11 protein-coding genes and 2 pseudogenes are annotated in these 11,492 nt (G+C 71.3%); 7 read left to right on the top strand and 6 right to left on the bottom strand.

The features are described from left to right. From QZ483_RS09650 to QZ483_RS09665, 4 genes are all read right to left on the bottom strand, one after another. Positions 1 to 703 (bottom strand): DUF2510 domain-containing protein (locus QZ483_RS09650; RefSeq protein WP_297083379.1); only part of this gene is annotated, 703 nt, incomplete at its 3' end. A gap of 177 nt (positions 704 to 880) precedes the next feature. Continuing rightward, positions 881 to 1,654: a DUF4386 domain-containing protein gene (locus QZ483_RS09655; protein ID WP_297083383.1), complete on the bottom strand. Its 774-nt coding sequence runs from the start codon at positions 1,652 to 1,654 to the stop codon at positions 881 to 883. Between the two features lie 36 nt (positions 1,655 to 1,690). Next, positions 1,691 to 2,731 (bottom strand): NAD(P)-dependent alcohol dehydrogenase, encoded by a 1,041-nt coding sequence (locus QZ483_RS09660; RefSeq protein WP_297083390.1) that lies wholly within the window; start codon positions 2,729 to 2,731, stop codon positions 1,691 to 1,693. A 35-nt stretch (positions 2,732 to 2,766) separates the two neighbouring features. Then, positions 2,767 to 3,210, bottom strand: coding sequence for a glyoxalase/bleomycin resistance/extradiol dioxygenase family protein (locus QZ483_RS09665; protein ID WP_297083392.1), 444 nt, complete (start codon positions 3,208 to 3,210; stop codon positions 2,767 to 2,769). A 189-nt stretch (positions 3,211 to 3,399) separates the two neighbouring features. Between QZ483_RS09665 and QZ483_RS09670 the strand changes: the two genes are divergently transcribed. From QZ483_RS09670 to QZ483_RS09695, 6 genes and pseudogenes are all read left to right on the top strand, one after another. Next, positions 3,400 to 4,011 carry a TetR/AcrR family transcriptional regulator gene (locus QZ483_RS09670; protein ID WP_297083399.1) on the top strand — a complete coding sequence of 204 codons (612 nt, stop codon included), beginning with the start codon at positions 3,400 to 3,402 and terminating at the stop codon, positions 4,009 to 4,011. Positions 4,012 to 4,203: 192 nt separating this feature from the next. Then, positions 4,204 to 5,862 carry a GMC oxidoreductase gene (locus QZ483_RS09675; RefSeq protein ID WP_297083401.1) on the top strand — a complete coding sequence of 553 codons (1,659 nt, stop codon included), beginning with the start codon at positions 4,204 to 4,206 and terminating at the stop codon, positions 5,860 to 5,862. A 140-nt stretch (positions 5,863 to 6,002) separates the two neighbouring features. Then, complete coding sequence (locus tag QZ483_RS09680; RefSeq protein ID WP_297083403.1) at positions 6,003 to 6,746, top strand: hypothetical protein; 744 nt, start codon at positions 6,003 to 6,005, stop codon at positions 6,744 to 6,746. Positions 6,747 to 6,829: 83 nt separating this feature from the next. After that, positions 6,830 to 7,423, top strand: a complete 594-nt coding sequence (locus QZ483_RS09685) for a DUF222 domain-containing protein (RefSeq protein WP_297083406.1) — start codon at positions 6,830 to 6,832, stop codon at positions 7,421 to 7,423. Positions 7,424 to 7,450: 27 nt separating this feature from the next. Beyond that, a pseudogene (locus QZ483_RS09690) lies at positions 7,451 to 7,921 on the top strand (DUF222 domain-containing protein); the annotation flags it as partial. Next, positions 7,913 to 8,344 carry an HNH endonuclease gene (locus tag QZ483_RS09695; RefSeq protein ID WP_297083412.1) on the top strand — a complete coding sequence of 144 codons (432 nt, stop codon included), beginning with the start codon at positions 7,913 to 7,915 and terminating at the stop codon, positions 8,342 to 8,344. The pseudogene QZ483_RS09690 and the gene QZ483_RS09695, both read left to right, overlap by 9 nt. A gap of 113 nt (positions 8,345 to 8,457) precedes the next feature. Here the strand turns inward: QZ483_RS09695 and QZ483_RS09700 are convergent, their stop codons facing one another. Both QZ483_RS09700 and QZ483_RS09705 read right to left on the bottom strand, forming a co-directional pair. Further along, positions 8,458 to 9,507 (bottom strand): hemolysin family protein, encoded by a 1,050-nt coding sequence (locus QZ483_RS09700; protein ID WP_297083407.1) that lies wholly within the window; start codon positions 9,505 to 9,507, stop codon positions 8,458 to 8,460. Then, positions 9,500 to 10,909 carry a hemolysin family protein gene (locus QZ483_RS09705; RefSeq protein ID WP_297083410.1) on the bottom strand — a complete coding sequence of 470 codons (1,410 nt, stop codon included), beginning with the start codon at positions 10,907 to 10,909 and terminating at the stop codon, positions 9,500 to 9,502. Before QZ483_RS09705 ends, QZ483_RS09700 begins: the two co-directional genes overlap by 8 nt. Positions 10,910 to 11,188: 279 nt before the next feature. Between QZ483_RS09705 and QZ483_RS09710 the strand changes: the two are divergent. Further along, positions 11,189 to 11,492: pseudogene (locus QZ483_RS09710) on the top strand (sodium-dependent transporter); the annotation flags it as partial.

The following is an 11,492-nucleotide window of genomic DNA, read 5'->3' on the forward strand; positions in this document are numbered from 1 at the left end:
CGAGCGCCTTGAGGCCGGTCTGCATCGGCTCGTGCACCGACTTGCGCGGGATGATGCCCGGCGCCTTCACCTCGACGCGGCGGCGCTCGGCCTCCGCGGCGTCGTACGCGTAGTCGGGCTCCAGCCACACCGTCGACGGCGACGATGCGTACCGGAAGCCAGCCACATACAGGTAGGGGCTCTGCGACGCGGCCTCGCTAAACGCGTCCCGCACGTCGTTGACGTCCCCGCCCGGAGCCCAATACGTGACGTCGATGCGCTCCTCCTGAGCGATCATGCTGGCCTCGAGGTAGGTGACAAGCTCGGTCGACCCGAACGTCGCGTAGTCCACGTCAGGCGCCTGGGGCGGGCCCGACGCGGCCCTGATGCCCGCCGGGGTGGCCCAGTACGGCAGATAGCTGCCCGCGAGCGCCCACTGGTAGGCGTAGACCCCGACGATGATGACCGCGAGGGCGATCACGAACCTGCGACCCCAATGAGCCCTGCCGGCCCGGCGCACGCGCTGCTCGCGGCGCGGCGGTTCCGCCACCAGCGTGGACATCACACCGGTCTCGATTCGCGTGTGGCGGTTGCGCGTGCGACGCGTCCACCGCGCCCCATCCCAGTACCGCTCGAGCTCGGTGACGGCCGGATCCGGCAGCCATCCGGCGGGCGGAAGTCCGGGGGTGCGTCCTCGGTCCGGGCCGTGGTGCTCGTAGGACAAGAATGCTCCTCGGCTGGTCGCGGCGTGGATCGGACAACTGCCACGAACCTATCCTCAACCAGGCAATTTGCGCCCTCTGGTGTGGCACCTTCCACACGACGCGCCCGGTCGCGCTCACGCGCGAACGGACCCCGCGCATCGGCCGATGCGCGGGGCCTGTTGCCTGCGGAGCGTGTGTCAGCGGGGGGAAGCGGCAGGTGAGTCGGCAGCGTCCGTGACCGGCGCATCGGCCCCCTGTGCGAGCTCGCGCCACCGCTCCGCCCGCACGCCCTTGACGATCATCCAGACCACGAAGGACAGCTCGGCCGGGATGGCGAGCGCCATGACGAGAACTTCGGCGACACCGGACGCACCGGGCAGCACCATGGGTGCGAGCGAGTCGAGGAAGTAGCCGCCCGATGCCGCGATCAGCAGCCAGCCGATCCACCGCGGCACCAGCCCCGAGCGGACCACGAGCAGGCCCAGGAACAGCACGTGCAGCGCGAAGGGGATGCCCCAGATGAGGACTCCGGACTCGTAGGCATCCATGGAAGCGGCGACCACGGTCTCGCGGGTCGCATCCGGGACATCCGCGTAGACCCCGGCACCCGTCGCGGCGGACAGCGCGACGAAGCTGAGGATCAGGTTCACGGCCTGGATGGTGGCCTCGGCCGCGCGGGTGAGAGCAGCGCCCAGCGCGAGCGACCGGCTGACCGGGCGGAACAGCGAGTAGAGCAGCGCCGCAAGGATCAGCTCGATGACCACCACGCCTGCCTCGGCGAGCATGCCGAGCCGGAACAGCGTCTCGTTCTCGAGCAGCGCGGCGGTGGTGGAGGCCGCGTCGCCGGGATCCGTGACCGGCATCTTGCCGATCAGGAAGCCCAGCGGCGCGAGCAGGAAGATCGCGGCGTAGAGCTCGCCGGTGGCGCGGCTCATGCGCTTCAGCGAGCGGGCGGTAGCGGTGGCATTCATGGGCTCTCTCCTGGGATGACGTGGTGGCGGGCGGCGTCAGTCGCCGACGACGATGACGGACTTGCCCTGCGTGTGACGGCTGCCGATGTGCTCCATCGCATCCGCGATTCGCGCGAGCGGGAAGGTGCGGTCGATGACGGGCGTGACCGTGCCGGCCGCGACCAGGTCGCGCACCGCGGCGAGGCCCTCCTGGCCCGAGCCCGCTACCAGCATGATGAGCTGCTGCTTCACGAAGGAATTGAGCAGCATGGCGCGGATGGTCCGGCCGAAGCCCATCGTGACGCGCCCGCCCGAGCCACCGACGATGACCAGACGACCGCGCTCCGTCATCACGCGGCGGAGGGTGCGCAGCGAGCGATTGCCGGCGAGGTCGATCACGACGTCCCAGGTCTCGCCCAGGTCCTCGACGTCCTCGGTGGTGTAGTCGACCACGCGGTCGGCACCCAGGCGCGTGACGAGTTCCGTATTGCGGGCCGATGCGACGGCCGTCACGTGCGCTCCGTGCGCCTTGGCGATCTGGACGGCGAAGGTGCCGACGGCGCCCGAGGCGCCGAGGACGAGGACGCGGTCGCCGGGCTGGGTGGCGCCCTCGTCGACCACGGCGCGGTAGGCGGTGAGGCCCGAGACAGGCAGCGCGGCGGCGTCGACCGTGCTTAGCGAGTCCGGGGTGCGGACCAGGTGCTCGGCCTTAGTGACGGCGTAGCCGGCGAAGGCTCCCTGCGAGAAGCCGAGCACGCGATCGCCCACCACGGGCGCATCGGCCGGCATGTCCTCGCCGACCGCGACGACGGTGCCCGCGATCTCGTTGCCCAGGACGGGCAGCTTGGGGCTGGTGAAGCCGTACGCGGGCCGGGCGATGTAGGGCTGGCCCTTCATGGTCAGCCAGTCGCCGATCGCGATGCCCGCGGCCTCGACCTTCACCAGCACCTGGCCGGCGGTGGGGGAGGGGACGGGGGCCTCTGAGACCTCGACTGCCGTAGCGGCGTCGCCGAAGCGGCGGTGCAGCGCGGCGGTCATGGTGGCGGGGATGGCGGTGTCGGTGGTGCTGGTGCTGGGGGTGGTGTCGGTGGCGCGCATGGTGTGTCTCCTGAATGGGGTGGTGAGAGGTGGGGTTACTCGGGGTCGATCTGCTGGAAGAGGGTGAGCGGGAGCCCCGCGGGCCCCTCGAGCCGCGCGTTCAGCGAGCCCCAGGGGGTGCGGGTGGGAGGGGCGACCTGCGAGGCGCCCGAGGCGACGGCGTGCTCGGTGGCGACGTCCGCATCGGCGACCTCGAGGGCGACCCGAATCTCGCGAGAGACCGGGCGTCCCACCTCGAGCTGGTCGATGAGGTCGCGCTGCGGGGTGTTGATGAGCTCGAGCGTCGCGCGGCCGGCGTCCAGGACCACGACGCGGGCCTCGCCTGCGTCGGTGTCGGTGGAGAGGTCGAGCTCGGGGGCGAGGCCCAGCGCGTCGCGGTAGAAGGCGAGGGCGGCGTTGAGGTCCTCGGCGTGGACCACGAGGCGCAGCTGGGCGGCGCCGGTCGTGGGTGCGGTGCCGCCGGGTGAGGTGTCGTTCATGGTGGTCGCTCCCCTGGTGTGTCGATGTTCTGCGTACTAAGTACGCCTGATAGTGTTGAGACTAAGCGTACTAAGTACCCACTGTCAACAGATGGAGCGAGGAATCTTCAGATGACCACCCAGGCCCAGGCGACAAAGACGCGATCTACCAGGACCAAACTGTCCCGGGAGCTCGTGTTGAGTACGGGCGTGCTGCTTGCGGATCGCGACGGATTGGACAGCCTGACCATCCGCTCGCTGGCCACCGAACTGGGGGCGAAGCCCATGTCGCTGTACCGGCACGTGGACAGCAAGGAGGCGCTGCTCGACGGCATGGTGGACCAGGTCATCGCGGAGATGGAGCCCGCCAGCGCTGAACTCGAGTGGCGCGAGGCGATCTGGCGCCGGTGTGAGTCCGCGCGCGCCGCGCTCGTGCGCCACCCGTGGGCGATCCCGCTCCTGGAGTCGCGCTCCAATCCTGGACCAGAACTGCTGCGCCACCACGAGGCAACGCTCGCGGCGCTTACTCGCGGCGGGCTGCCGCTGCCGCTGATCGCGCACGCGTACGCGCTGCTGGACTCGTTCGTCTACGGCTTCGCGATGCAGGAGGCCTACCTGAGCGCGGACTCGGGGGAGGACCAGGCGCACGCTGAGGAGGTCGCCGAGGGCCTCGAAGCCCTGCTCGACCCCGAGGAGTTCCCGAACCTGCTGCGCTTCGCCGCCGAGCACGCGATGCAGCCGGGCTACTCCTTTGGCGCCTCCTTCGAGGTGGGCGTCGAGCTGATCCTTGACGGGGTGGAGCGGCTCTCCGCCGCAACCTGACCCCCGCGCGATAGTGCGCGGCGGCACGAACGGGCCCCGCGCATCGGCCCGTCGCCCACGTCCCCGACATCTGAGCGAAACTGGCGTGTGCTAGGTTCCCCGGGTATCGGCTGAGTCACCGTCTCGACCGCCGATGAGGTGCGAGGCCGGGGGGCAACCGCGCTCCCCGACGTCGCTGTGCTGGGGGGTGCCATGCCGGTCGTCGATCTCTACGCTGAGCCCGGGCGCGCGTCGACGCCCGCCGCGCTGTCGCCATGCGACGTCGTGATCATCGGCACCGGCCCGGCCGGCGCGACGGTGGCCGCGGAGCTCGCCGACGGCCCTCAGCGCGTCACGATCCTCGACAGCGGCGGCTTCCAGCGCCGCGAGGACGCCGACCACCTGAACGACATCGAGAACGTGGGCCGCCCGCGCGTCCCGGTCCAGTCCTGGGTGCGCAACCGCGTGGTGGGCGGCAGCTCCGACACGTGGGACGGCCGCGTCGCCCCGTTCGACGCGATCGACTACGAGAAGCGCGACTGGGTGCCCATGTCCGGCTGGCCGCTAGATCGCGACGACCTCACCCCGTACCTCACGCGCGCCGCGCCGCACCTGGGCCTGGCGGTCACCGAGGAGTACAGCGACGAGAGGTTCTGGGACCTGGCGCCCGCCGCGAAGCTCGCGGTGCTGCCGGATCCCGCGCTGCTCCTGCCGTTCTACTGGCAGTTCAGCCGCGACCCGAAGGAGCGCTACCGCTTCGAGATGATGCGCTTTGGCCGGCACGTGGTCGACCACCTGGGTCCCCAGCAGACCCTGATCACCGGCGCGACCGCGCTGCGCGTCGAGCTCACCGCGGACGGCAGCGCCGTGCGTGCCGTCGCCTTCGCCGCGCCCGACGGCACCGTCCACGAGATCGAGACGTCCGCCGTCGTGCTCGCTACGGGAGGCATCGAGAACGCGCGACTGATGCTCGCATCGGCTGAGACGGATCCCCGCGTCCTGGGCGAGGGGAGCGACCACGTGGGCCGGTACCTCATGGACCACCTGCGCGGGCGCGTGGGCACGTTCGACGTCAAGAAGGCATGGCCGATGCGCCGCGTCATGGGGCGCCACACCGCGCAGGACTCGATGTTCTCCGCGGGCATGCGGCTCAGCCCGGACCTGCAGCGCTCCGAGCACCTGCTGAATGCGTCGGTGTGGTTCAAGGAGCACCCCGCGGCGGACGATCCCTGGCAGGCGATGCGGCACTTCGCTCGTGGCGTCGGCAGCCGGGGCAAGCACCTGAAGAACCTGGTCAAGGGCGCCGGGCTCCTGGTGCGCGGCATGCGCGACTACCTCCAGCGCGGGATCGCCACCAACCGCAAGCTCGATGAGCTCGAGGTGCTGGTCATGATCGAGCAGGTGCCCGACCCCGACAGCCGGGTCACGCTCAGCGACGTGCGCGATCAGTTCGGTCAGCGGCTGCCGCGCGTGGAATGGCGCTCGCACCCGGACGAGGCCGCGACGGTGCGCCGCGTCGCCCACCTGTATGCCTCCGAGATCGCGCGGATGGGGTTCCCGGCGCCGCAGCTCGAGCCGTGGGTCGAGGCCGGAGATCCGCTTCCCGACACGTGGGTGGACGTCGCCCACCCGACGGGCACCACGCGCATGTCCGCGGGGCCCGAGGACGGGGTCGTGGACACGTATGGCCAGGTGCATGGCGTCGCGGGGCTCTACTGCGCGGGCAGTTCCGTGTTCCCTACGGCGGGGCACTGCAATCCGACGCAGATGATCGTCGCTCTCTCAGTGCGGACGGCCGATGCGGTGCGCGACATCCCTGTGCGTTCCAGCTACGCGGTGGAAGAGGCGGCGGCTTCGGACCCCGTGGCCTAGCGCGACCGGCGGTGCGGTCGCGCGTTGCGCGCGTGGCGGTGCGGGCGCGCGGTACCCGACCCGCGCATCGGCCCTGTGCCAGGGGAGCGCCCTCGGTTAGGCTCGCGAGGACGCCACCGTCGCCCCATGGAGGAGTGCTCGTGAGGACACCCGTTCGGTCCGCCCTGACCCTGGCCCTCGCGGCCGCGCTCGTGACTGGGGTCGCCGCGTGCGACCAGCTGCCGGACATCGATCCGTCGCGGCTGCCCGACATCAGCCTGCCGTCGCGGCCGTCGAGCGACCCGGATCCGGCGCCTACCGAGACCGTCACCGAGGATCCCGGGCCAGCGCCCACGGAGACCGTGACGGAGGCGCCGGAGCCGGAGGAGACCTCTCCGGCCCCGGACGCGTCGCCGGAGCCCACGGCGACGGCCGATGCGGGGGAGGCCTCCGAGGACGGCCTCACCTGGTGGCCGTGGCTGCTGCTGGCGATTCCGGTGCTGGGGCTGATCATCTGGTGGTGGGTGGTGGCGGCAAAGCGACGTCGGTGGGACAGGGCCGTGAGCGCTGCCGCGGGCGAGCTGTCGTGGTTCGAGGATTCGCTCGTGCCGCAGATCCTGGGAAAGTCCAGCGGTGCCGAGGCGGCCTCGACGTGGCAGGCCGCCAAGCCGCGGATTCTGACGCTGGACCGCACGCTGCACGAGCTCGAGGAGACGGCGCCGTCGGAGGCTCGGGCGGGGCGTGCGGCGCATGGTCTCGCCGCTGTGCGCGCGCTGGTGTCTGCGGTGGACGACGAGACGTCGACTCAGCCCGGGGTGGATGCCGATCAGCTGCGCGCGCGGCGGGCTGCGGTTGATGCCGCGAGGACGCAGGTGCGTGCGTGGGTGGCGGCGGTGCGGAAGTAGGGGAGTGCGCCCGCTTGTTGTCCGTCGTGCCTGCTATATCCGTGTTCAGGAGCGATGTCAGACCCCTCTGATGTGATGGTCTCATGGTGATCGAGACCACGGAGATCGAGCGAGTGAGCGACGCTGTGCGCGAGCTCGCCCGCCGTGATGTCTCGGGAGCGAGCAAGGGTGAGCTGCTCGAGGCTCACGAGGCCGTCGCGCGCCTCGAGCGCGTGGTGGGGGCGCTCGCGTCCCGGTTCGCGGGCGAGATCGCTCGGCGCTCGGGGCCGGATGCGCCGGGTGGTGACCTGGCTCGCGGCGAGGGCTTCGGGAATGCCGGGAAGATGATCTCCAAGGTGCGCGGTGGAACGGTTCCTGGGGCGCGCCGGTCCATCGATGCCGGTGGCGCGTTTGTGCCCAAGCCTCCGGCCATGGGGGAAGGCGCCGATGCGCTCGATCTCTCGGGCGCCGCAGCACCTCCCGCGCCCAAGTACCCGGTGGTCGCCGAGGCGTCGCTCGCGGGCGACCTGTCGGTGGATGCGGCGGGGCTCATCGTGAGCGGGCTGAACTCGGTTGAGGACAAGGTCGCGGCGGCTGATCTCCAGGAGACGGAGCGGCGGCTGGTCGCCAAGGCGAAGACGCTGGCCGCTCACGAGGTCCGCAAGATGGTCGCGCGCGCCGTTGCTCGCGCGGATTAGGCGGGGCATGAGGCGCGCGAGAAGCGCAACTACGACGACCGGTACCTGGCGTGGACCGAGGACCACACGGGCGTCGTGACGTTCAGCGGAAAGCTCGACGCCGTCACGGCTGCTCCCATCCGAACTGTGCTGGAGCAGATGGTGACCCAGCAGTACCGCGCGCGTCGCGACCAGGACCCGCAGGAGCGGGACACCCGGACTGTGGGGCAGATGCGCGCGGACGCGCTGTTCGAGTTGGCGCGGCACGCGCTGGGATGCCGGGATGCCGAGCGTTCGGGCGTGCGCACGGCGCTCGTGGTGCGCATGGACCAGGGGCCGTTGATGTCAGGAAAGGGACTGGGGCGCATCGACGGGATCGATGCGCCGGTCTCGGCTGGGGAGCTGCGCCGGCTGACCGGGGACGCCGGCTACATTCCCGAGGTGCTCGGTGGAGACAGCGAGGTGCTCGACCTGGGCAGGACGCAGCGCTTCTTCACACCGGCTCAGCGCATGGCCCTGCTGGAGCGGGATGGCGGGTGCGCCAAGTGCCATGCGCCTCCCGAGCATTGCGAGGCGCACCACATTCGATGGTGGCAGCGCGACGGCGGAACCTCGGACCTGGCGAATGGGGTGATGCTCTGCACCAGATGTCATCACGACATCCATCGGCAGGGGTGGGGGATCGAGGCGGACTCGAGACGGGTGCGGTTCGTACCGCCCGCGACCATCGACCCGCAGCGACGGCCCGTTGATGGAGGGCTCGCGGCGATCGACATTGGCGAGATCGGTTCGGGTGATCCACCCGACCCGCTGCAACCGGTGTGGCCACGGGTCACAGCGGAGGATGAGGCGATGGTTCGAGCGTGGGCCGAGGAATCCCGACGCGCGAGCGGCGACATGGACGACTGGGAGCGCTGCGGTGCTTGCGCGCCCGTGGCGTGAGCCGAGCATGTGGGGTGAGAGGTGCAGGTGGGGTGAGCAGTGCGCGTGCGGCGAGACCTGCCCGAGAGGTGAGACGTGGCCGTCGGGCCGGACGCGGCTGCCGGCTGGTGGCGCTACTCGGCGTCGACGAGCTGGCCCGCGTCCACGACCTCGCCCACGAGGCGCTCGATGACATCCTCGAGCATCGCGGCGCCGGTCACCACGTTGTTCTCGTCCTTGACGAGCGCGATATGCGTGCCGCGCGCCTGCATCGCGCCCAGCGCGCCCTCGAGAGAGGCGTCGGCGTCGATGAAGGTGAGGGGGCGGATCGCCTCGGCGGGGATGGGCTGCGTCGCCGTGCCGCGCGGCACCTCGACGAAGTCCTTGAGGTGCAGGTAGCCCACGAACTCGCCAGCCGCATCGACGAGCGGGAAGCGCGAGAAGCCCGTCTTGAGGCACTCCTTCTGCGCGCGCTGGGGAGTCACGTCGACGGGCAGCGTGACGAGCTCCTCGCGCGGCGTGAGCACGGTCTCGACGGACTCGAAGGACAGCGTGAGCGAGCCCTCGAGGACCCGGTGCTCCTCGTCGTCGAGCAGTCCCTCCTCGCGGGACTCGGCGACGAAGGCCGCCACCTGGTCCGCGTCAAAGGCGCTCTCGACCTCCTCCTTGGGGTCCACCTTGAGCAGCCGCAGGACCGCGTTCGCGATCCAGTTCAGCGCCCAGATCACCGGCTTCAGCACGGTCACGATGCCGTACAGCGCGGGACCCAGCAGCATCGCGGACCGCTCGGGGCCGGCGAGGGCGATGTTCTTGGGCACCATCTCGCCCAGCACCATGTGCAGGAACACGACGATAGCCAGCGCGATGCCGAACGCGATGCCGTGCAGCCACGCGCCCTCGATGCCGATCGCGGCGAGGGGCTTCTCGAGCTGGTGCGCCACGGCCGGCTCGCCGATCGCACCGAGTCCCAGCGAGCACATCGTGATCCCCAGCTGCGCGCCGGCCATCATGAGCGACACCCGCTCCATGGCGCGCACGGTGATGCGGGCGGACCAGGATCCCTCGGCGGCGCGCGGCTCGATCTGCGTCCGCCGCGCGGAGACCAGGGCGAACTCGGCGCCCACGAAGAACGCGTTGCCGATCAGCAGCGCGACCGCGATCAGCATGGCGACGTAGTCAGACATCGTCGCCCTCCTTTCGGTCGCGACGGCCGCGCGGCTCGTCGTCGCCCTCGTCCTCGGCGGGCTCCATCTGCTCGACCATCACCCGGTCCACGCGGTGGCCGTCGAGGCGGGTCACGGTGATGCGCACCTGGACGGGCGTGGGGATGTCGTCCTCGTCGCGGTGGGCCTCGTCCTTCGCGTCGAGCACCGCCTGGTCGCCCAGCACCGGGAACCGCTCGAGGTGCTCCGTGAGCAGGCCTCCGAGCGTGTCCGACTCGCGCGCCTCGGGCAGGTCCAGGCCCATGATGTCGCCCGCCTCGTCGGGCCGCAGCAGGCCGGACAGCGACCACTTGCCCTCGCCGATGAGGCGGTGGCGCGCGACGGGCAGGTCCTGCTCGTCCTCGATCTCGCCCACGATCTCCTCGACCAGGTCCTCGAGCGTCACGATGCCGTCGGTGCCGCCGTACTCGTCGACCACGACCGCGACCTGCGAGCCCCGCCGCAACGCGTCCAGCACCGCCGAGAGCGGCATCGTGGACGGCACGGACTCGATGGGCAGGCACACCTCGGAAATGGGCGTGCTCTTGCGCTGGCGCGCCGGCACCGCGAGGGCCTTCTTGAAGTGCGCGACGCCCACTATCTCGTCCACGCTCTCGCCCATCACGGGGAAGCGCGCGTGGCCGGTGCGGGAGGCGAGCGCGAGGACGTCGGCGACCGTGTCATCGGCCTCGACGAAGGTGACGCGCGTGCGCGGCGTCATCGCGTCCGAGGCGGTGCGCTCCCGCATTTCCGCCGCGCGCGCGAGCCGGGTCGCGACCCGCGGCTCGAGCGTGCCCTGCGCCGCCGAGCGGACCGCGAGCGACTCGAGCTCCTGCGCGGAACGGGCGGACGCGAGCTCCTCGACCGGCTCGATGCCCAGGCGGCGGATCAGCCAATTCGCCGAGCCATTGAGGAACCGGATCAGCGGCCCCGCGAACCAGGTGAAGCCGCGCTGGGCGCCCGCGACGGCACGACCCACGCGCAGCGGCTCCGCGATCGCCCAGTTCTTGGGCACCAGTTCGCCGAAGATCATCTGGGTCGCGGTGGCGATGATGAAGGCCGCCGTGAACGACACGGCGAGCGCGGTGCCCTCGGGCATGCTCGCCGCCTCGAGCGGGGCGCGCAGCAGCGTCGCGATCGACGGCTCCGCGATGAAGCCGACGAGCAGCGACGTCACGGTGATGCCCAGCTGCGCGCCGGACAGCTCCGTCGAGAGCTTCCTCAGGCCCGCCTGCAGCGATGCGGCGCGCTTGTCGCCGCCCTTCGCGGCCTTGTCCACGGTGGGCCGGTCGACCGTCACGAACGCGAACTCCGCGGCGACGAACAGCGCGTTGGCGCCGATCAGCAGCACGGCGAGGAGCAGCAGGAGCCAGGCCTGGGTCATGACAGGACGCCTGTGAGGTGGCGAGTCGCCAAGCCGATGCGGTGGCGCGTGGCGGGGGCAGGCGCCGGGACGCTCGCGGTGGCCTGGGGGCAGGCGGCGGGCCGGCGCTCGGGACTATGGCCGTCGGGCATGGATGGATTCTATGCGAACCGTCGTCGTACGCGTGAGCCCCGCGCGACGGCGACGTGCGGCGCGGCCGTTGCCCGCGCATCGGCCCTCGTACGGCGGTAGCGTGGCGGCAGAGAGCGCTCCCCGCGTCCGCGACTGGACAGGATCACCATGACCGCATCGCCCGCACCAGCCCCGAAGGCGGGCAAGCGCGAGCACTGGAGCGGTCAGACGGCCTTCATCCTCGCGGCGATCGGCTCCGCGGTGGGTCTGGGCAACATCTGGCGCTTCCCGGGCGAGGCCTTCGACAACGGTGGCGGCGCGTTCATGATCCCGTACCTGGTCGCGCTGCTCACGGCGGGCCTGCCGCTGCTGTTCCTGGAGAATGGCATCGGCCACCGGTTCCGCGGTTCGGCGCCGCTGTCGATGCGGCGCGCGACGCGATCGGGCCGCGGTCGCGGCGGCGAGGGCGTCG

This window comes from uncultured Demequina sp. (assembly GCF_913055775.1).
GTDB lineage: Bacteria > Actinomycetota > Actinomycetes > Actinomycetales > Demequinaceae > Demequina.

Bases quoted from the DNA above. Each gene is read 5' to 3' on its own strand.
- QZ483_RS09655 (WP_297083383.1), bottom strand. From the start codon at position 1,654: ATGAATGCCACCGCTACCGCCCGCTCGCTGAAGCGCATGAGCCGCGCC.
- QZ483_RS09660 (WP_297083390.1), bottom strand. From the start codon at position 2,731: ATGCGCGCCACCGACACCACCCCCAGCACCAGCACCACCGACACCGCC.
- QZ483_RS09665 (WP_297083392.1), bottom strand. From the start codon at position 3,210: ATGAACGACACCTCACCCGGCGGCACCGCACCCACGACCGGCGCCGCC.
- QZ483_RS09675 (WP_297083401.1), top strand. From the start codon at position 4,204: ATGCCGGTCGTCGATCTCTACGCTGAGCCCGGGCGCGCGTCGACGCCC.
- QZ483_RS09685 (WP_297083406.1), top strand. From the start codon at position 6,830: ATGGTGATCGAGACCACGGAGATCGAGCGAGTGAGCGACGCTGTGCGC.
- QZ483_RS09695 (WP_297083412.1), top strand. From the start codon at position 7,913: ATGGCCCTGCTGGAGCGGGATGGCGGGTGCGCCAAGTGCCATGCGCCT.
- QZ483_RS09700 (WP_297083407.1), bottom strand. From the start codon at position 9,507: ATGTCTGACTACGTCGCCATGCTGATCGCGGTCGCGCTGCTGATCGGC.
- QZ483_RS09705 (WP_297083410.1), bottom strand. From the start codon at position 10,909: ATGACCCAGGCCTGGCTCCTGCTGCTCCTCGCCGTGCTGCTGATCGGC.